This is a genomic window from Oribacterium asaccharolyticum ACB7 (genome assembly GCF_000238075.1).
In the GTDB taxonomy this organism is placed as follows: domain Bacteria; phylum Bacillota; class Clostridia; order Lachnospirales; family Lachnospiraceae; genus Oribacterium; species Oribacterium asaccharolyticum.
The window spans coordinates 201576-221708 of the sequence record NZ_JH414504.1 but is presented as its reverse complement, the minus strand read 5'-3'; the positions used below and the strand labels follow the sequence as shown (position 1 = coordinate 221708).

At 44.4% G+C, this 20133-nt stretch carries 18 protein-coding genes; 1 reads left to right on the top strand and 17 read right to left on the bottom strand.

Going from position 1 to position 20133, the window contains the following annotated elements:
- Positions 1-206 (top strand): hypothetical protein (locus tag HMPREF9624_RS11885; RefSeq protein WP_207635621.1); only part of this gene is annotated, 206 nt, incomplete at its 5' end.
- Between the two features lie 259 nt (positions 207-465).
- Here the strand turns inward: HMPREF9624_RS11885 and rpsA are convergent.
- The 17 genes from rpsA to def form a co-directional block, all read right to left on the bottom strand.
- Positions 466-1572, bottom strand: coding sequence for a 30S ribosomal protein S1 (gene rpsA, locus HMPREF9624_RS00890; protein WP_009429344.1), 1107 nt, complete (start codon positions 1570-1572; stop codon positions 466-468).
- Complete coding sequence (gene ispH / locus HMPREF9624_RS00885) at positions 1553-2425, bottom strand: 4-hydroxy-3-methylbut-2-enyl diphosphate reductase (protein WP_009536114.1); 873 nt, start codon at positions 2423-2425, stop codon at positions 1553-1555. The genes rpsA and ispH overlap by 20 nt, the downstream gene beginning before the upstream one ends.
- Before the next feature lies 1 nt (position 2426).
- Positions 2427-3095: a (d)CMP kinase gene (cmk, locus tag HMPREF9624_RS00880; RefSeq protein ID WP_009536113.1), complete on the bottom strand. Its 669-nt coding sequence runs from the start codon at positions 3093-3095 to the stop codon at positions 2427-2429.
- Positions 3096-3112: 17 nt separating this feature from the next.
- Positions 3113-4375: a BaiN/RdsA family NAD(P)/FAD-dependent oxidoreductase gene (locus tag HMPREF9624_RS00875; RefSeq protein ID WP_036594659.1), complete on the bottom strand. Its 1263-nt coding sequence runs from the start codon at positions 4373-4375 to the stop codon at positions 3113-3115.
- Positions 4376-4487: 112 nt separating this feature from the next.
- On the bottom strand, positions 4488-5816 hold the full coding sequence (locus HMPREF9624_RS00870) for an aspartate kinase (RefSeq protein ID WP_036594498.1): 1329 nt from the start codon (positions 5814-5816) through the stop codon (positions 4488-4490).
- Positions 5817-5891: 75 nt separating this feature from the next.
- Positions 5892-7238, bottom strand: a complete 1347-nt coding sequence (locus HMPREF9624_RS00865) for an ABC transporter permease (protein WP_009536110.1) — start codon at positions 7236-7238, stop codon at positions 5892-5894.
- Complete coding sequence (locus tag HMPREF9624_RS00860; protein ID WP_009536109.1) at positions 7238-9322, bottom strand: COG1361 S-layer family protein; 2085 nt, start codon at positions 9320-9322, stop codon at positions 7238-7240. The genes HMPREF9624_RS00865 and HMPREF9624_RS00860 overlap by 1 nt, the downstream gene beginning before the upstream one ends.
- Complete coding sequence (locus tag HMPREF9624_RS00855) at positions 9309-10097, bottom strand: ABC transporter ATP-binding protein (protein ID WP_009428625.1); 789 nt, start codon at positions 10095-10097, stop codon at positions 9309-9311. Before HMPREF9624_RS00855 ends, HMPREF9624_RS00860 begins: the two co-directional genes overlap by 14 nt.
- Before the next feature lie 227 nt (positions 10098-10324).
- Complete coding sequence (gene serS, locus HMPREF9624_RS00850) at positions 10325-11641, bottom strand: serine--tRNA ligase (protein ID WP_009536108.1); 1317 nt, start codon at positions 11639-11641, stop codon at positions 10325-10327.
- A gap of 130 nt (positions 11642-11771) precedes the next feature.
- Positions 11772-12437: a ribulose-phosphate 3-epimerase gene (gene rpe / locus HMPREF9624_RS00845; RefSeq protein ID WP_009536107.1), complete on the bottom strand. Its 666-nt coding sequence runs from the start codon at positions 12435-12437 to the stop codon at positions 11772-11774.
- 20 nt (positions 12438-12457) lie between these two features.
- Positions 12458-13354: a ribosome small subunit-dependent GTPase A gene (rsgA, locus tag HMPREF9624_RS00840; RefSeq protein ID WP_009428514.1), complete on the bottom strand. Its 897-nt coding sequence runs from the start codon at positions 13352-13354 to the stop codon at positions 12458-12460.
- Between the two features lies 1 nt (position 13355).
- Positions 13356-15374 carry a protein kinase domain-containing protein gene (locus tag HMPREF9624_RS00835; protein ID WP_009536106.1) on the bottom strand — a complete coding sequence of 673 codons (2019 nt, stop codon included), beginning with the start codon at positions 15372-15374 and terminating at the stop codon, positions 13356-13358.
- Positions 15375-15380: 6 nt separating this feature from the next.
- Entirely contained in the window at positions 15381-16115 is a 735-nt protein-coding gene (locus HMPREF9624_RS00830) for a Stp1/IreP family PP2C-type Ser/Thr phosphatase (RefSeq protein ID WP_009536105.1), read from the bottom strand.
- On the bottom strand, positions 16115-17167 hold the full coding sequence (gene rlmN, locus HMPREF9624_RS00825; RefSeq protein WP_009536104.1) for a 23S rRNA (adenine(2503)-C(2))-methyltransferase RlmN: 1053 nt from the start codon (positions 17165-17167) through the stop codon (positions 16115-16117). The genes HMPREF9624_RS00830 and rlmN overlap by 1 nt, the downstream gene beginning before the upstream one ends.
- Positions 17155-18498, bottom strand: coding sequence for a transcription antitermination factor NusB (locus tag HMPREF9624_RS00820; protein ID WP_242822599.1), 1344 nt, complete (start codon positions 18496-18498; stop codon positions 17155-17157). The genes rlmN and HMPREF9624_RS00820 overlap by 13 nt, the downstream gene beginning before the upstream one ends.
- Before the next feature lie 107 nt (positions 18499-18605).
- Positions 18606-19616 (bottom strand): methionyl-tRNA formyltransferase, encoded by a 1011-nt coding sequence (gene fmt, locus HMPREF9624_RS00815; protein ID WP_009536102.1) that lies wholly within the window; start codon positions 19614-19616, stop codon positions 18606-18608.
- A complete protein-coding gene (gene def, locus HMPREF9624_RS00810; protein WP_009536101.1) occupies positions 19613-20107 on the bottom strand; it encodes a peptide deformylase in 495 nt (164 codons plus the stop codon). Before def ends, fmt begins: the two co-directional genes overlap by 4 nt.
- Positions 20108-20133: the final 26 nt, after the last annotated feature.

Genomic DNA, 20133 nt, shown 5'->3' with positions numbered 1-20133 from the left:
ACAGTTACCTTGTTCAGCCCTTCGGTATCATCCATTTCAGAATCATACCTACTACGGCTTCTGCTGACTTCTCACAGTTCGTTGTTGCTACGGCGAGTTTCCTCGTCTGTGAGACCTCACGGGATAAGCCTGCCAGTCTTTCCTCGTCTACCTGCCTGATTTACGCCTACGGGTTACGGTTGCCTTTTGGACTTTGCTGCTTTTAGCCAGCTCATCCGCCGTAAACGCCTTAATATCAGGTTTCTGTTCGTCAGGCTACGATTTCGCTATCCCTTCTTCTCGCCTACACCTCGCGATGTAAACCTTGGGAGTCGCTATGGGGTTCGTCGGCAACTACGCCCCTTGTGGACTTGCACCACAGATTGACGGCATGCCCGTCATACTAAAAAAGGCTGAGCTAAGCCCAGCCTTTCATTCATGATATTGCAAGATAAACGCATCGCTTGTTTAAGAAATCCCGGTGGATTACTCTTCTTCACTGACAGCGGATACATCTACATCAGCCGTATCTTCCTCTTCTTCCGGAAGAAGAGCCTTGATGGAAAGAGAAATCTTGTGGTTATCTACATCGAGATCAACCACTCTTGCCTCAATTTCCTGACCCGGCTCAAGCACGTCGGACGGCTTGTTTACATGATCCTTGGAAATCTGAGAAACGTGCAAAAGTGCATCGATGCCCTTGTCCAACTCGATGAATGCACCGAAGTCGGTCATTCTGGCAACCTTTCCCTTTACAATCTCCCCTACAGCATACTTACTTTCCGCATCCTTCCACGGATTCTCATTCGGGAACTTTCTGGTCAGCGCAATTCTCTCTCCGCTGATTTCCTTAACCAAAACTTCTACTTCCTGTCCCGGCTTAAAGAGCTTCTTCGGATTTTCAATTCTTCCCCAGCTCATCTCGGAGATGTGAAGAAGTCCATCTGCTCCGCCAAGGTCGATAAAGGCACCGAAGTCGGTAAGGTTCTTAACCACACCGGTACGAGTATCTCCTTCTTTTAACTCGGAGAAAAGCTTGTCATGCTGTTCCTTCTTCTGTGCAGACATAATCTGCTTTCTATCACCGATGATTCTTCTCTTCGCAGGATTGAACTCCGTAATAACAAATTGAATATCCTGTCCCTGGTATTTATTTAAATCTCTCTCGAAGCTGTCGGATACCAAAGATGCGGGAACGAAAATTCTTGCTCCGTCCACCTCCACATTCAATCCGCCCTTAACTACCTGAACAACCTTTCCTGTAAGGATTGCATTCTCTTCGAAAGCCTTTCTCAACTCCTCGGAAGCTTTAGACTGTAAAGCGTCTCTGTGAGAAAGGATAACCTGTCCTTCCCCGTCATTGACCTTCTTTACCTTACATTCAATCTCATCTCCCACCTTTACAACGGTAGTAAGATCCAACTGATTGTCGGCACTGTAATCACTTCTGGTCATGATTCCATCGGACTTGTACCCGATGTTCAGTGCAATCTCATCCGGCTTTACGCTGATGACTGTTCCTGTAACGATTTCTCCTGCATGAACCGATTTTAATGATTCTTCAAGCAATTGTTCAAAACTCATTTCTGACATAAGTTAGAACCTCCTCTATAATTTCTTTTGGGGTGCTTGCCCCTGCTGTGATACCTACGTTGCGAATCGCTTCATCCGAGTTGAATTTGAGATCTTTCACCGTTTGTATCAGCTGGGTATTAGGACAAATCGCCTTGCATATCTCATATAACTTCTTCGTGTTAGATGAACTGCTTCCACCGATAACCACCATGGCATCGGACTTACCAGCTAATTCCTTTGCTTCTGACTGCCGTTCGAAAGTTGCGTTGCAAATCGTATTGATAACAGATGTATGATACCCCTTTTTTTTAAAAGTTTCAAGAACTGTTTTGAATTTATCAATATGGAAAGTGGTCTGTGCCACAACAAAAATCTTTTTTCCGTTTCCGTCGGGTAAGCACAAAACCTCTTCTATCCCTTTTAACGCCGTAACATCACCATCTCCCCATCCGAGAATGCCCTGAATTTCCGGATGCTCGGGATCCCCCATAACGATTACCGATTCTCCGGCTTTGCTGTGCTCGGCAACCAATTTCTGAATCTTTCGTACAAAGGGGCAGGAACTGTCCACTATTTTCAGTCCTCTTTTTTCCAAAAGCTCATAAATATCTTTTCCGACGCCATGCGCCCGAATCACAACAATTCCTTGCTCAAGCGCTTTTAATTCTTCTTTGCTCTTCAGCACATGAACTCCGCGGCTTTCCAGATTCTCCACTATTTTTTCATTATGTACAATAGCCCCGTAAGTATAAATGGGAAGACGGTCCTTCGGATTTTTTTTCTCCTCTTCCTCCAAAACACGGTATACCGCATCCACCGCTCTTTCCACACCAAAACAGAATCCTGCACTTTTTGCCAGGACAACCGCCATCTTATGCCTCACTTCCCACGCAATAAGCGAGCATTTTATCCACTACTTCCTCAATGTTCAAGCCGGAGCTGTCAATTAAAATCGCATCCTCCACCTGCTTTAAAGGCGCTACAGCGCGACTCATATCTCTCTCATCCCTTTTCTTTACTTCTTCCAGAACGGATTCGTAGTTCGCAGATTCTCCTTTTTGTTGAAATTCCAGCGTTCTTCGTCTTGCACGCACTTCCGGAGAGGCAGTCAGGAAGAACTTTTTATTGGCATCGGGCAGGACCACGGAGCCGATATCTCTTCCATCCATCACGCAAGAATGTTGCCTTGCCACATTGCGCTGTAAATCCAGGAGTTTTTCTCGAACGGAGGCATATTGTGAAATCACGGAAGCCCCCTCCCCTATTTCCGAAGTACGAATAAGAGCACTACAGTCCACTCCGTTGCATAGCACCTTTTGCACTCCGTTTTCATAAAGAAGCTCTACATGGATTCCTTTGATTTCCTCTTCCACAGCCTTTTCATTCTGAAAGGGAACTCCTTTTTGCAAAAGACCGAAGGCAAGGCCCCTGTATAGAGCCCCCGTGTCCACATAATAGTAGCCCAAGCTTTTCGCAAGCGCTTTGGCAATGGTCGACTTTCCCGCACCTGCAGGACCGTCAATAGCAATTGAATAGGGCATTTTTTCTCCTTTCACTTCTACTGCAATATAGCAAGAGCCTCTGCCGCAGACTTTCCGGCAAGGTATCCCGTGGAAAAGGCAATCTGCATATTGTAACCGCCTGTATAGGCGTCTGCATCAATGATTTCTCCGGCAAAATACAATCCCGCTACGCTCTTCGCCTCCATGGTTTTCTTGGAAAGAGCCTTCACATCTATCCCCCCTATGGTAACTATTGCTTCCTTAAAACTACCTGTTGCGGCAATCGTAAAACGAAAATGATGAAAGAGCTTTAAAATCTTTTTCCGTTCTTCTTTTTTACTTTCCGAAGCCCTTTTTCCCAAAGCGACCCCCTCTTTTTCCAAGCGTTTACAGAAGCTTAAAAATAGCTGTTTCGGAAGCTTTTCTTGAATCAAATCTTTCAAACTCTCCTTTCCTCTTTTTTCGCATTCTGAAAGGAAAGTTCTGTCAAAGTCCTCCATTTCTCCTTTTAAATCGATAACGAGGACAAAAGCCCCCATAGGGGATTCGTGAATCATAGGAGAAAGTTCCGCGGAAAGGGAGAGCACGGTCGGGCCCAGCACGGAGTCCTTTTGAAAATAGAGTTCTCCCGTCTTTTTTCCGTAAACCTTTCCTTTTTCATCCTCTACCGTTGCAGTAATATGCTTTAGCTTAAGTCCGGAAAGAGAGAAAATATCCTCTTCCAAAACCTCCATTTTGACCAGAGAGGGATAAAGCTTGGTGACGGGAATAGAGAACTCCTTCGCAAAACGATAGCCGTCTCCGGTAGAACCGGTAGAGGGATAGGAAAGGCCTCCCGTAGCAAGAATCAGCTTCTTGGTAAAAACTTCCTCTCCTCCAATATTACAAAGAAAGCCATCCTCTTTTCTCTTCACTGTCTTCAAAGTCCGGTCGCATTCTACCTTGACACCAAGTTTTTTTAAGGCAAATTTCAGGGCATCGGTTAAGGAGTAGGCCTTATCGCTGACGGGGAAAATTCTGCCTCCCCTTTCTTCCTTTAAGGGACAGCCGTTTTTCTCCATAAAATCCATCAAGTCCCGATTGGAAAGGGCACGAAAGGCTGGGTAGATAAAGCGCGGATTTCTGAGAAAATGGGAAAAAAACTGCTCTTCTTCACAGCTGTTGGTCAGATTTCCTCTCCCTTTTCCGGTGATGAAAAGCTTTTTCCCGAGCTTTTCATTTTTCTCAATTAAAAGAACTTCAGCATTCTTCTTATGTTGCTTTGCGGAAATGGCCGCCATCATGCCTGCCGGCCCTCCGCCAACTACGATAATATCCACTTTTCTCCCTTTGCATTCCTTCCTTTTTCGGACTTTTCCTTGACTCCCTTTAAGTTTGTTAACCGCATCTTCATCCCTTACCGGTTTACTTTCTGTCATTCCATATCACTATCTATTTCTTAGTCGGCAGGGCGGAAAGCACAAACATATTATAAATAGCCCGGATCGCCGCTTCGAAATTTTCGTTCTTCACGCCGATGATGATATTGTACTCGGATGAACCCTGGTCAATCATCTTAATGTTGATGTATTCATGCGCAAGAGCCGAGAAAATCCTTCCGGCAACACCGCGGGAGGACTTCATTCCTCTTCCCACAACCGCAATCAGAGCAAGATCCGATTCCAATTCAATTAGATCCGGATTCACAGCCCTCTGAATCCCTTGCAATACCTTTTGCTCGTGAGACTCCAACTCCTCCTGATGAATAAAAAGCGTTAAGGTGTCAATTCCGGACGGTGTATGTTCTACGGAAATGCCATTTTCTTCAATTACGGAAAGCACCTTCCGGATAAAGCCGATTTCCGCATTCATCATGGCTTTCTCAATATTGATAGAACAAAAATTCTTCTTTCCCGCAATTCCGGTAATGATGAAACGGGGCTTTTTTAAGGTATTCGCCACAATCATCGTACCATGATCCTCCGGCGCATTGGTATTCTTGATCTGGATGGGAATCCCCTCTTTTCTTACCGGGAAAATAGCGTCTTCATGCAATACACCGGCACCCATATAGCTTAACTCGCGCAGTTCTCTGTAAGTGATGTAATCAATCACCTCCGGTTTCTCCACAATATGCGGATCGGAGACAAGGAATCCCGAAACATCGGTCCAGTTTTCATATAAATCCGCATAAACCGCCGCGGCAATGAGAGAGCCGGTCACATCGGAACCGCCTCTACTAAAGGTTACCACTTCTCCGTTTTCATTTACCCCATAGAAACCGGGAATAACAGCATATTCCACAGAAGAAAGGACAGACTTTGCCACCTCCTCCGTCTTTTTAAAGTCACAGGAATCTCCGGAAAAGAAGATCAGCCGTTCCGCATCGATAAAAGGAAATCCGAGGTATTCCGCCATGACACGGGCATTTAAATATTCTCCACGAGAAGCGGCATAATCCAAGCTGTCCCCCTCCATAAGTCTTCTCACAATTTCCGAAAAATCGTCCTCCAAAGAAATAGACAAAGATAAGCCTTCTATAATTTCCTGATATCGTCTTTTAATCTTTTCTACAATTTCCTCGATTCCCTTCTTTTTCTGCACGGCTTCATATAGGGAAATAAATAAATCGGTAACCTTGGTATCCTTACCGTTTCTTTTTCCCGGTGCGGAAACCACAATATACTTCCTATCCCGGTCTGCCATCACAATATTTTTTACTTTTTCAAACTGTTCGCTGCTGGCGCAGGAACTGCCTCCGAATTTCGCAATTTTAAGCATAAATTTTCCCTTTCTCCATATACAAAAAGAATGGGAAAATTGTATCATTTTCCCATTCATGAAACAAGACTCGATTTATTCATTTCGAATTGCTGCAAGCGGACTCAGCTTCATGGCACGGACTGAGGGGAAGTAACCGGACAGCATTCCGACAAGCATGGCAAAAATAATGGCAAAACCGGCAAGCCAAAGAGGTATAGTAGAGATATTTCCGCCACCTCCTCCGGTATAGCTGTCCACCATTTCTCCTCCGCCTGAGGAAAGAAAATTAATGATAAAAGACACGCCATAGCTTAACACTATTCCGACTATGCCTCCAAGGATTCCGATTAAGGCCGATTCCGTAAGAAACATATTACGAATATCCCCCATATCACAGCCCAGAACCTTCATAACACCGATTTCCTTGGTTCGTTCGAAAATAGACATCATCATCGTATTCATGATGCCGATTGCCGCAACAAGGAGGGAAACCGCACCGATTCCGCCCAAAACAAGCTGTGTCGTCTTGATTTGTTCCTGCGCCTGCTTTAACCACTCCACCTGAGAATAGCAGGAATAGCCCATATCCGTGATTTGCTTTTGCACAGCGGCAACATTATTCATATCATCCACAAAGACATAGGCCTGGTCATAAGAATAATAACGAAGAGGCTTTCCATTCTTTCCGGTTTTCGGATCAGGCACCAGATTTTTCTTATAAATCTTCTTTAGGAAAGCCTTTAGGCTGTCCAGGTCTGCATAAACATAGCTGGAATCTTCACTATAATCTTCTGCACTGCCTTCCATCACTCCGGAAGTCTTAATGATGTACTTTTTTTGCGGTTTATTCTGTTCGCCTTGCGTTTGGGCCGTGCCGGGTTTACTGTTATCCTGCGCTTCCGGGAATATATAGAAAAGAGTATCCTTCATCGGATCTATGGAATATTCTTTGTCCCAGTTGTTTCCCTTATGAAAGGAACCTGCCACCGTATTTCCGTAAATAAGACTCAGCTCGGCGTCACCCTTCTTCGGATAAGTCCCTTCCTTCAGCTTCATTTGCTGAAAATAGGCCTGTGAAACTCCTCTCAAACTGAAATCTCCCTGCAGCGCTCCCACCTTTGCCGTGACATACACTTCCAAGGAAGGTGAGGTCCCAATAACATGAGGGATGGATTCAAAGGACTGAATGCTTTCATCCGTGAGCTCCACCTTATTTTTGGCATTCGTTCCCATACCGCCGTAGTTTGTGATATTAATCTTGGTAAGAGAGCCGGAACTTTGAAACGAACGTAAAAGACTTTCGCTCATTCCCAGCCCCAGACTCACCATGACTACGATAGATGCCGTTCCAATCACTACACCGAGCACAGTGAGTAAGGTCCTGATTTTTCTTCTTCGCAGATTGGAAAAAGCCAGAAGAAATAAGTCCTGCATCTTCATTATTTATTCTTTCCTTTTTTCTTTATCTTTACAACGATTCCGCAAAGGATAAGGGCAGCTACAACAGCGCCTACCGCTAAGGGAACGGACGAAGTATGATTTTCGGGTATCCGTGAATTGGGTACATTATCCATGGAATCTCCCGGAAGAGTCTCGGCCTGTTCCGTAATCGTCAAGTTGATTTCCGTTTTCTCGGTAAATTTATTACCGTTTACATCTTCGTACTGAATTTCTACCGGAATCGTATCGTCACCACCCGTTGCCTTCACGGCAGAAAGCATCACATCCACATTTCCGGTTTCACCGGGCTTAATGTTTCCTACATACGCTGTTGCCTTTTTAATGTAATCACTCTGGAATATAGCCTGTACATTATAGAGGATAACCTTACCGGTATTATTGATGCCGAACATCGCATTGGATTCGCTTCCTACACTCACGGACTCCGGTGTTACGCTAAAGTTGGAGAATCCCATGCGCGCCGTCTGGTTTACAGGAATATCAATATCCACCTTTTCTTCCGCATTCTTAAAGTCCGGAGAATCATATTTCTCATTGATACTCATCACATAGGACTTCGGATCCACACCGGCGTTCGCCTTCACGGTTAAAGTCAGTTCCGTTTCCGCTCCGGCCGCGAGAGAATTGACCACAAAGGAATTGGCTCCGTCAGCGATAGCAAACACGGCGGCATCCTGACTTTTCTCGGAAGTTAAAGTAAAAAGAATATTGCTAGCCGCGATGGAAGTCGAAGCATTTTTCATCGTCAAATAAAGCTTAAAATCCTGTCCGGCATAAACCTTCTCCGGTTCCGTACGATAGGCACTGACTATGAGTCTTGCCTTTGTTCTGTCATTGGCGTTGAAATCACCCAATTTTTCCTTATCCACCTGAATCATCGTGGAATTGCGCACGTTAACATAGAAGGAATACGTATCGCTGACAGAAACATTTGCTCCCGGTGCCACCTTGTAGCTTACCGTATAGGAAAGCGGATAATAGCCGCTTGCCGTATTGGATTTGATTGCCATGGAATAGCTCGGGCTTACGGTTTCTCCGGGTTTTACCACGGCAAAATCCCGGTCATAATTTGCCTCATTAATGGCAAAGGGAAAATCCTTTTGTGCTTCCGACTTCGGATTTTCTGTAAGCTGTACGGTTTCTTTCTCAGCGAGTGCCGTGTTAAACTTCACTTTAACATCATAGAGAGTATTCTTACTCTGGTTTCTGAAATTTACGGAAAAATTCATCGGTGTCGGATAATTTCCCGTCGGGGTCAACTGATTCTCTCCCACAACAAAAGTTTTCTCCAATATTTTCGTACCGGAATTCTTGACTTCTCCGCTTTCGGTAATAAACACATTGACAAACTCGGTTCTGTTTTGCTCCTGTCCGTTTCCATCGGTATACCAAATGGTAAAAGGAACACCGAAATAGCCGTCGCTGGTATTTCCCGCACCGTCTTTCATCTTCAGGGCATCCGCACGAACATTAACCTTAAAGGTCAGCTCCTGATACTCTCCTTTTTTTAGAGAAGCTAACGTTTTTTCCTGTGTGAAAAGAGAAGCATTCACTTCAAAGGGATAGACGCCGCCGTCCACGGGATAAACATAATTTAATCCGTTTTTATAGGCATTGTTCTTTCCCGCCTTATAGCCCTCATCCCAAGCATCCTTCTGTGCCTCTCCCTGCTCATCGTCATCGCCGGCATTTTTATAAGGATTGTCTTTATTCGTTCTGGTAGGACTGTTCTTTGTTGTCAGGTAGCTTTGGTCATTGGACAGACGAACACGAACATTCTTGATTTCATCGGTATTCGGGTTGGCCAAACCGTTAACTCCGTTATAACCTACTCTTACCTTAATCTCCATCTCCTGGCCGGGATATCCTGTAGGAATGTCCTGCGGATCATGAAAAAAGGTATTTAAGTTTGTATTGACATAGGATGCATAGGCATGCCTTTCAAAGCAGAAGAGAAAAAGCATAGTAAAAGACAAGAAGAAAACCGCACTGCTTCGTATCGTAGTTCTCAGGAATGCTCTTACTCCTTCCCCTGCTTTTCTTCTTTTTCTATTCTCTTTCATCATTCTTCACCTCATTTTTTAAAGGATGCACCACTGTATAGGGGCGTTTTCCGTTATTCGCTAAAATTTCTTCTTCTATGGCGCTTCCTTCCCGGAGCACCGTTTCTACAATTCTGCCGTCTACGATTCGAAGCTGCCTGTCGGACCAGGATGCAATATGGGGATCATGCGTAACCATAATCAAGGTTTTTTTCTGTTCCTCCACAATCTTTCTCATCAGGCTCAGCACCTCTTCCGTGGTATGGGAATCCAGGTTTCCGGTCGGCTCATCCGCAAAGATGATTTCCGGATTAATAACCAAGGCTCTAGCTATCCCCACTCTTTGTTGCTGTCCTCCGGACATCTGATTCGGCGTATGTTCCGCTTCTTTCGCAATATTCATAAGTTCCAGATAATGCAGGGCCTCTTTATTTCTCTCTTCCTTATCCACGCCGCGAAACATAAGCGGCAGAGCGACATTTTCCACAGCATTTAAAAAAGGAATCAGGTTGTAGCTTTGAAAAATAAATCCCACATGATTTCTGCGGAAACTGACAAGTTCCGACTCACTCATCTTCTCTATGGCTTCCCCGACGATGTGAATCTCTCCTTCACTGGGTTTCTCCAATCCTGCCAACATATTTAAACAAGTGGATTTGCCCGATCCGGAGGTTCCCACTATGGCAATGAATTCACCCTGATAGATATCAAAGTCCAGACCGTTTAGTGCCGGGACATCATTGTCTCCAATTTTGAAAACTTTCTTCAAATTCCTCACGGAAATGATTGGTTCCATATTTTTCCTTTCTAAGCTAGGCAAGTATGGCACTATTTCTAAAAGTATAGAGGATAGGCGAAAAATTATCAATAAATCTCTTTCTTACTTCCTTATATCTTTTTTAAAAACTGCATTTTATAAGAAAAAAGCCGTTCTCTCTTTATGACAGAAAGAACGGCTTCTCCGTTACAGATTATTTACTTTTCCGCTTTCATTTTATGGAAAATGAGCGAGCAGGTACAAAACTAAGCTTTTCTCTCTTTTTCAACGGAATTATACTTCGGAACTAAAACTTCCTTTCCTCCCATATAAGCTTGCAATGCCTTTGGAATCGTTACCGTTCCATCCTCTTGCAAATGGTTTTCAAGAAAGGCAATCAGCATTCTGGGTGGAGCTACGCAGGTATTGTTTAAGGTAAAGGCCAAATGATTCTTTCCATCCTCTCCCTTCACACGAATCTTCAAGCGTCTCGCCTGTGCATCCCCTAAGTTTGAGCAGGATCCTACCTCAAAATACTTCTTTTGTCTTGGAGACCAAGCCTCCACGTCACAGGACTTTACCTTCAAGTCAGCAAGGTCTCCCGAACAACATTCCAGAGTTCTGACCGGGATATCCAGGCTTCTAAAGAAATCCACCGTATTCTGCCACAGCTTCTGATACCAGTTCATCGCATCTTCCGGCTCACAAACCACAATCATTTCCTGCTTCTCAAACTGATGAATGCGGTAAACCCCTCTTTCTTCAATTCCGTGAGACCCCTTCTCTTTTCGGAAGCAGGGAGAATAGGATGTCAACGTTAAGGGAAGAGAGGCTGCGGGTAAAATCTGATCGATAAATCTTCCGATCATGGAGTGCTCCGAAGTACCGATTAAATAGAGATCTTCTCCTTCAATCTTATACATCATGGCATCCATTTCGGCAAAGGACATTACACCGTCCACCACCTTGGAACGAATCATATAGGGTGGAATAACATAGGTAAAGCCTCTGTCAATCATGAAATCTCTCGCATAGGAGAGGACTGCAGAATGCAATCTTGCCATATCCCCCACCAAATAATAGAAACCGTTTCCTGCAACACGTCCTGCAGCATCCATATCCAAACCGCCAAAACTCTCCATAATGTCTGCATGGTAGGGAATGGGAAAATCCGGAACAAGCGGCTCTCCAAAGCGTTCATTTTCCACATTACAGCTATCATCCTTTCCAATGGGTACAGACGGATCAATCATATTCGGAATCACCATCATGCGTTTCAGAATCTCTTCCTGCAACATGGGCTCCTTCTCTTCCAATTCGGAAAGTCTTTTGGAGAAAGCGGCAACTTCTTCCTTTACCTTCTCCGCTTCTTCCTTTTCTCCTTTAGCCATAAGGGCGCCAATCTGCTTGGAAACCTGGTTTTTCTTACTTCTTAATTCATCGGCTTCCATCTGTACTTTTCTGGCTTCTACATCCAAATTAATTACTTCATCCACAAGATTCAATTTCTCATCCTGAAATTTCTTCTTGATATTTTCCTTAACCAGATCAGGATTTTCTCTAATAAATTTAATATCCAGCATACTGCCCCCTTCTTTTCCTATCGAGTATTGCATTTTCCCGTATGGAATACGCTTATTCCGGTTTGTCGTTCTTTTAAATATAAACTGATACGATAGCTTTTTCAAGCCACTGCCTTGTATTGCAGAAAAATCAATTTTTCCGAATAAAACGATTGAACTGTCTCACACTCTCTCCGACTTCCTCTTTTTTGGAGAATACGGAAGAGCCGGCAATAATAAAGTTCGCCCCGTTGTCCAGAATATCCCGAATATTTTGCAATCCCACGCCGCCATCTATGCCGATTTCCAAATCAAATCCTCGTGCCTCCGCCAACTTTCTAAGCCGTTTTACCTTATCCAGGCTATAAGGAATAAACTTTTGTCCCCCAAATCCCGGATTCACACTCATAAGAAGCACATAACTTAAAATAGGTAAAATTTCATCCAAAGAGGAAAGAGGAGTTGCCGGATTTAGAGCCACCCCCGCCTCCATCCCAAGTTCTCTTATCGCATGAAGGGAGCGGTCAATATGTGGAGTCGCTTCCACATGAAAACTGACTCTGTCCGCTCCGGCTTCCTTACACAGCGGAAAATAAAAGTCCGGATTGTCCACCATAAGATGCACGTCAAAAAATGCCTTGGAGTTCTTTCTCAAAGCGGAAACAAGACTTAAACCGTAGGAAAGGTTGGGCACGAAATGTCCATCCATAATGTCAAAATGAAAACTCTCGGCTCCCGCCTCTTCCGCTAAATAAAGATCTTCTCTTAACGCTCCGAAATCCGCCGCAAGGACAGATGGAGACAGTCTGTTTTTCATCTTTTGCACCTTCTTTCTGCTTACTGCCTGCCTTCTTCTATTAACTCTTGGTAAAGTTTTTTATAACTCTCATAGCGAACAGCCGAAATCTTTCCTTCCAAAACTGCCCGTTTTACTGCACAATCCGTTTTTCTCTCTCCGATATGAACGCAGCTGTTATAATGGCAGTCTTTTCTGTAGGCTTCAAACTCCGGATAAAAATAGCGAAGATTCTCCGGGCTGATTTCCGGAGGAAAAAGGGAAGTAAAGCCCGGTGTATCCAAAACATAACTGTCCTCATCCAAAGCGAAAAACTCAGCATGTCTTGTCGTATTTTTTCCTCTTGCTATCTTCTCGGAAAGCCCGCCCGTTTCCATCTTTTCCTCTCCGAGGAGGGAGTTAATCATGGTCGATTTTCCTACACCGGACGGGCCGGAAAACACTGTCGTCTTCCCTTTTAAAAGAGAAAGAATTCTATTCTTATCCTCCGCGCTGTTTCCTTGCAGAAAATAAACGGGGAGCTCCGCTTTTTTGTAAATTTCCTTTATTTCTTCTATAAAATCACCGTCTTCCCTAGTCAAGAGGTCTTTCTTATTAAAGAACAAGAGACAGGGAATCTCTTTCACCAGAAGATGTAAAAGAAACCGGTCTATAAGGGGAAAAGACGGAGCCGGATTTTTTACGGCAAAGAGAAGCACTGCCTGATCAATATTACTGACCAAAGGTCGAATGAGTTCATTTTTTCTTTCCAGTATACGTAAAATATGGCCTGTGTGTTCCTTTTCACTGTCCGGAACTTCCGAAAACTCGACCCTGTCGCCAACCAAAGGTCTCTCCTTTTTATTGCGAAAAGCACCTTTGGCATGACATTCGTATACCCCGTCCTTCGTGTGCACATAGTAAAATCCGCCTACGCCTTTGATGATTTTTCCTATCATACTAACCCTCCGGGTGGAATTCCAAGTCGAAGGAGGCCAGTACGCGATCATTTTCCGCATCGACTACCTCTATGGTTCCCTTGGAAAGCCCGGTAGCCCCTACAATCCGGTTGATGCTCAGCTGCATCTCACTGCCCAGGGCATAAGATCTGGCAGACTGTATGGTAGTATAACGACTTTCTCCATCAATTTCCTGAATCAGATAAACAACAACCAAAACGGTCCCTTGAACACCGGGTCCTCCGCTTCCTATGCTCACACTTTGATTAATGCTGGAAACCCATGCCTTTTCCGTAGAGGTGGAAGGCTTGGAACTCTGCCCTCTGATTACGGTAAGGGAAACAGCCTGTCCCTGCTCCACCATAGTACCGCTCAGAATACTCTGGCTAAGCACATAATCCGCATCCACCGACGTACCGGAAACATAAGTGATTGTTCCTACTACCAGCCCCTCAGACTGTATCGCTAAAACCGCCTCATCTTCCGTCATACCGACAAGGTCGGGAACTGCCACCAAATTGCTGGCAGCTCCGGTACTGACCGTGATTTCCAAGGCTCCGGCATCTTTTGTACCGGCTTTGTTGGTTCGAATCACATAGCCTGCAGGAACTGTATCGGAGGCTTCTTCCTTGATGCTGTACTGAATGTTTCTATCCTGTAATTTCCGCTCCAGCTCTGCAATAGACATCTTTTGCAAAGAGGACAAATCTTCCGGATTTTTGGGGTCATAAAACTCCAAATCTTTACTTCCTTTGGAAAGAGTTACATAAATACGACTATGGCTGTTATATTGTCCACCGGGGTAAGAGATAATTTGCCCTTCCTCATATTCATCGGAAAACTCCGCCTTATCTTCATAAAGGCGAATATCATAATTCTTCAAAATATCTTCCGCTTCGGGGATTGTCTTTCCGATAATTCCCGGCAGCAAGCTGTCCAATGCGGAAATCGTAATAGCAACCTGCGTACTGTCTTCCGTAGTCTTCTCCGTAAGCTTTGTTTCGTCAGAGGAAATGCTTTGCACGGAACGGAGAAGTCCCACCACCTTATATCCCAAAAAGAGAAATACTCCTACAATCAAAATAACCGATGCAATAGCCAGGCCTTTGTAGAGATTACTGATTCCCTGGTCCAATCCGTTTCTTCCGAAGACTCCTTTTCCTCCATCGTCCTCTCTCTCGGAAAGAAAGCTTCCATCCGGATCCTCCAGCGCAAGACGTAAATCTTCTCCCATATCCGCTATACTTTGATAACGAAGGGAAGCCTTTTTCTGCATTCCTCTCCAAACGATATAATCCAGAGCCTTGGATATTTCTTTTACACTGTCTCGAACTCTGGGAATCGGATCTTCCAGGTGTGAAAATACAACTGCCATGGAGTTTTCTCCCGCATAGGGCACTTTTCCGGTCAACATCTCATAGAGCGTACAGGAGAAGGAGTAAATATCCGACCTCGCATCGCTTACCCCTAAACGAGCCTGTTCCGGAGAAATGTAGTGCACAGACCCCATTACAGCCGTGTTAACCGTTTCCTGACTGGCTGCTCTTGCAATACCGAAGTCGGCAATTTTAACAACACCTTCCGTACTTACAATGATGTTTTGGGGTTTAATGTCACGATGGACAATCCCCATCTTGTGAGCGAGGTCTATGCCGTCAATCAACTGCAATGCTATCCCGATTGCTTCTCTCTCCGCAATTTTCCCCTTTCTTTGGATAAAGTTCTTTAAAGTTATCCCCTCGACAAGTTCCATAACGATAAAGTGCAAATCCCCTTCATCAACCGTGTCAAAGGTGGAAACAATATTCAAGTGATTCAATTTGGCTGCCGCTTTTGCTTCATTTTGAAATTTGTTTACAAATTCTGCATCTCCCGCAAACTCATCCTTCAAAACCTTCAACGCCACAATTCTTCCGAGTTTAATATCCTTTGCTTTATAGACGTAACTCATCCCGCCTTCGCCGATCAGACCTTCTATCCTGTATCGTTCCTGAAGCAGGGTATCCTTTTCAATCTTCATATTTCCCTACTCCTTTCCAAAGGGATCAACAAGAATCAAGGCTATATTGTCTTTTCCGCCATTGATATTTGCCAAATCAATCAAGGCCTGTCCCTTCTCCTCTAAACTCGCATCATCTTTCAGCACCTGTACCATGCTTTCATAATCCACCATATTGCTTAATCCGTCCGAACAAAGAAAAAACAGGTCTCCATCTTCCAATTCTTCTTCAAAATAATCCACCGCCAGCTGTTCTTCTACACCCACAGCCCGGGTAATATAATTTTTATAACTCAGATATTCTCTCGAACCGCGAATCATCTTTCCTCTTTCAATCATTTCTTCCACATAACTATGGTCTCTTGTGAGCTGTTTCAAACGACTTTTTCGAAAAAGATAGGCCCTACTGTCTCCCACATTGGAAACAAACAACACACGGTCTTCTACATAGGCGGTAACAAGAGTACTCCCCATTCCTCGAAGATTTCCATTATTTTGGGAAAGGCAAAAAAGCTCCCTATTCATTCTATTGATTCCCAAATCCAAGCACCGTATAGGGGATTCCTCTTTCATCTCTCCAAGATAGGAAACTAAGCTTTCCACCAGATAACGGGAAGCATAATCTCCCGCCTTATGTCCTCCCATGCCGTCAGCCAACAAAAAAAGGTTGGGAAATACTCCCAGTCCCTCCTTCGTTGCAAAAAGGAAGTCCTGATTCATTTTTCTCATTTTCCCTTGATCCGTTTTCGCAAAAAACTGCATCAATCCTCCTTCTCTTCCATTTCCGCATCTCTTCGCAGCTGCCCGCATGCACCGGAAATATCCGCGCCCATCTCCCTTCTAATGGTACAAGTTATTCCCTGCTTTTCAAGCCCTTCTTTAAAACGATTGATTTTTTTTCGATCCGGCGCGGTAAAATCTCTTTCCTTAATGGGATTCACGGGAATTAAATTTACATGTGCGGGAAAATGCTCCCCTTTCTTCTTTAAAAGTCCACTCAGCTCCCGTATATCCTCTTCCCCGTCATTTACGCCGAAGACCAGAGCATACTCAAAGCTAATTCTTCTTCCCGTCTTTTTGAAATAAAAGCGAACCGCTTCCATCACATCGGACAAAGCATAACGATTGGCAATCGGCATAATTTTCTTTCGTTTTTCATCCGTTGCCGCATGCAGACTAAGCGCCAGCGTGATGCCCAGTTTTTCCTCTGCAAGCTCCAAAATTCTCGGTACAATTCCGCAGGTAGAAAGAGTTATATTTCTCTGCGATATATTTCTGCCGATTTTCCCGCTAAGAAGGTGAATAAAGCGAAGTACTTCCATATAGTTATCCAAGGGTTCTCCCGATCCCATCAGCACAACATTGGAAATCTTTTTCCCCGTAAGATGCTCTATCGCAACAATTTGCCCGAGCATTTCTCCGGAGCTGCAATTTCTTGCGAGGCCTGATAGCGTCGATGCACAAAACGCGCATCCCATCCTGCAACCCACCTGCGTGGAAATACACGCAGTGTTCCCGTGGTGATAAGCCATAAACACCGCTTCAATTCGATGTCCGTCTGCGAGTGTAAAAAGAAATTTTTCCGTTTCATCCAGTTTGGAAGTATAACGACGGTAAAGTTCCGGAAGGGCAAGGCTGAATTCTTCACGCAAGGCTTGCCTGAGATCTTTGGGAAGATTTTCCATTTCCGAAAAATCCGTTACATCCTTCTCCTGTACCCAGCGAAAAATCTGTTCCGCCCTATACCTGGGAAAATGATGTTCCAACACCCAAGCCTCTACTTCCTTTTCTTCCAAATCTCTTAAACTTTGCATGGCTGTCCCGTTTCCTCCGTTCGAATAAAGCTGGCATAGTAGAAGCCGTCTCCCGGCTCTCCCGGGAGAAATTTCTTTTCCGTTTCCAGACGAAAAGGAAAGGATTTTAAAATAAAGTCTCGGTTTTCTTCATTTTCCTCCCTGCTTAATGTGCAGGTGGAGTAAATCAGTTGTCCTCCCCTCTTCACATAGCTCTGTACCGTACTAAGAATTTCTCTTTGCAAGCTTTGTAAAGATTTTACTCCTTCTTTAGAAAAATGCAGTCTAAGATCCGCTTTTTTCCCGATGACGCCGAGTCCCGAGCAGGGTGCATCACAAAGAACCACATCCAGTTTGTCCTCTTCCTTTGCAAATCGGGAATCCGGTTTTCTCGCATCCCAGGCTTCTATCTCCATATTTTCAAGATGCAATCTTTCTCGATTTTCCTCAATATAATGTAGCTTATCCGATTTTTCATCCCTGGCATAGACCATTCCGCTTCCTTTCAATCGACTCGCCATATGGCAAGCCTTTCCGCCGGGAGCGCTGCAACAATCCAAGACTCTGCTTCCCTCTCGTAAATGAGCAATCCTTCCCACCTCCTGCGAAGAAAAATCCTGAATGCTCACCTCTCCGGAGAGAAAACGTTCTTCCTCCATGATATTCCCCAGTACTTTTTCTCCCTCTCCGGCTTCATTTCGAATATAAAAACCAGCATCGGAGGACAAGAAGCTTTTTGCTATTCGAAGTGTCTCCTCCACTCCGTAATCTCTCTTTAAAAATGCAAAAATCTCCTCCGGAAGAGCTGCTCCAATCGCATCTTCTCTGTATTCCTGCTCTAATTTCTGAAGAAGCTGCTCTTTATCCTGTGCTATTTTCCGTAAAATAGCATTGGCAAAGGGTACGAGGCCCTGCAATTTTCTTTTCTTTAGGTAGTTCAAACCTTCATTAATGGCGGCGTGCGGCGGAATTTTATCCAGAAAAAGAAGCTGGTATACGGAAAGCCGCAGAACCTGCAAGAGAACAGGCTTCATTTTCCGTAAAGGAGTATTGGAATAGAGTGAAAGGAAGTAATCGATCTGGATATAACGTTCCAGTATTCCTCTACTCAAGCGGGTGATGAAGGCTCTTGAACGTGTATCAAAATAAGATTCTTCCGAAAAAAGCTTTCTTAAGGCAAGGTGCAAGAATTCTCCCCCCGTAAAAACAGAACAAAGCAGTTCCAAAACTGCTTCTCTCTCCGTTTTTTTATGGATACAGGGAGTTGCCGTTTTAGACTCTGCCAGCCTCTTTTTCCAGTCTCCCTGCGTTTTTTTACCGCTTAGCCTTTCTCTCTTTTTTCTTTCCACCATAACTCCTTTTGACTTTGTTCCAAAAAACGAGAACTTGTCTCCGATAGGATGCTCATCCCATCAAATTTCGCGAGCTATTCCCCTCTGCAATATATAAAGCTTCAAAACTATTCCGCTTTTCCGCTATAGCCTCTGAGAAAATCCGAAGTCGCCATCCGTTTTTTTCCTTCTACCTGTAGCTCCGTGATTTCCAGAAAAGACTTTCCTGTAGAAAAAAACAGCTTTTGCTTATTCTTGGAACAAAAGAGTCCTCCCGCTCCGTCCGTCGGAATATACTCTTCTTTAAAGTTATCTCCCAGAAAATGCTCTATATCTCCTCTCTGTATTTTCCCCAAACTCAGCATTTCCTCGTCCGGCTTATTCACTGCATCCGCCTGCCAGATTTTAAAAGTTTTCCCGTTCGGAAGGATACTCACGGCATTCGGCCAAGGTGTATAAGCTCTTACCATTCTTTCAATATAGGACGCCTCTCTGTTCCAGTTAATAAAGCCGTCCCTCTTTTTTATGATACCTGTAAGGCTTGCCTTTTCATCCTCCTGCGCTACAGGATGAATTTCTCCTTTGGAAAATCCCTCCAAAGTCTTTACAATGCAGGTTTTCGAAAGTTCGGCAAGCTTTTGGAAGAGACTGTCCGCCGTCTCCTTCCTGTCTAAAGGCAGCTTTTCCTGTAAGAGAATGTCTCCCGTATCCAGGCCTTCCGCCATAAGCATCGTTGTGATACCGCTCTCCTTTTCTCCGTCTAAAACAGCCTGCTGAATCGGAGACGCCCCTCTGTACTTCGGAAGGAGAGACGCATGAATATTGATTGCCCCAAATCTTGGAATATCCAATACTTCCTTCGGAAGAATCTGGCCAAAAGCGGATACCACAATAAAATCAGGTGCAATTTCTCTGATTCTTCGGATGCAGTCTTCATCCGTTCTTAAACGGTGAACCGATTGAACCGGAAGGCCGAGCCTCTCTGCAGCCAGCTTTACCGGAGTTTTCTCAACAATGGCTTTTCTTCCCTTGGCCTTATCTTCCTGACTGATGACCAGGGCAATTTCATGACCTGCTGCCTCTAAAGCTTCCAGACTCTCTACTGCAAAATCAGGCGTTCCCAAAAAGACTATTTTCAAATCTGCTCCTCCTCGTCGAGCTCTTCATACACAACATCTTCAAGCTCACCCTCCACTTTTTCGGTATAGAGTATTCCCTGTAAGTGATCATTCTCATGCATAAAGGCTCTGGCTAAGAAGCCGCTTGCTTCCAGTTCATACTCCTCCATATTCTGATTGAGGGCCTTCATGAGAATACGCATGGGGCGAGTTACCACTCCTTCTTTTCCCGGAACGGAAAGGCATCCCTCCTCTCCTGTTTGCATTTCTTCTCCCAGGGTCGTAATCTCCGGATTAATTGCCACATACTGCTTTCCGTCTCCGATGTCCACAACAAAAAGCTGTTTTAAAATTCCTACCTGCGGAGCGGCCAGACCCACTCCGTTCGCCTCATACATCGTTTCAAACATATCGGAAATCAAGTCCTTTATGCGGTCGGTCATTTCCTTTACCGGCTTGGTTTTCTTTTCTAAAATCGGATCTCCTATGGTTCTTATGGAACGAATAGCCATTTTATCCCCTTTCAATGTGTTTATTT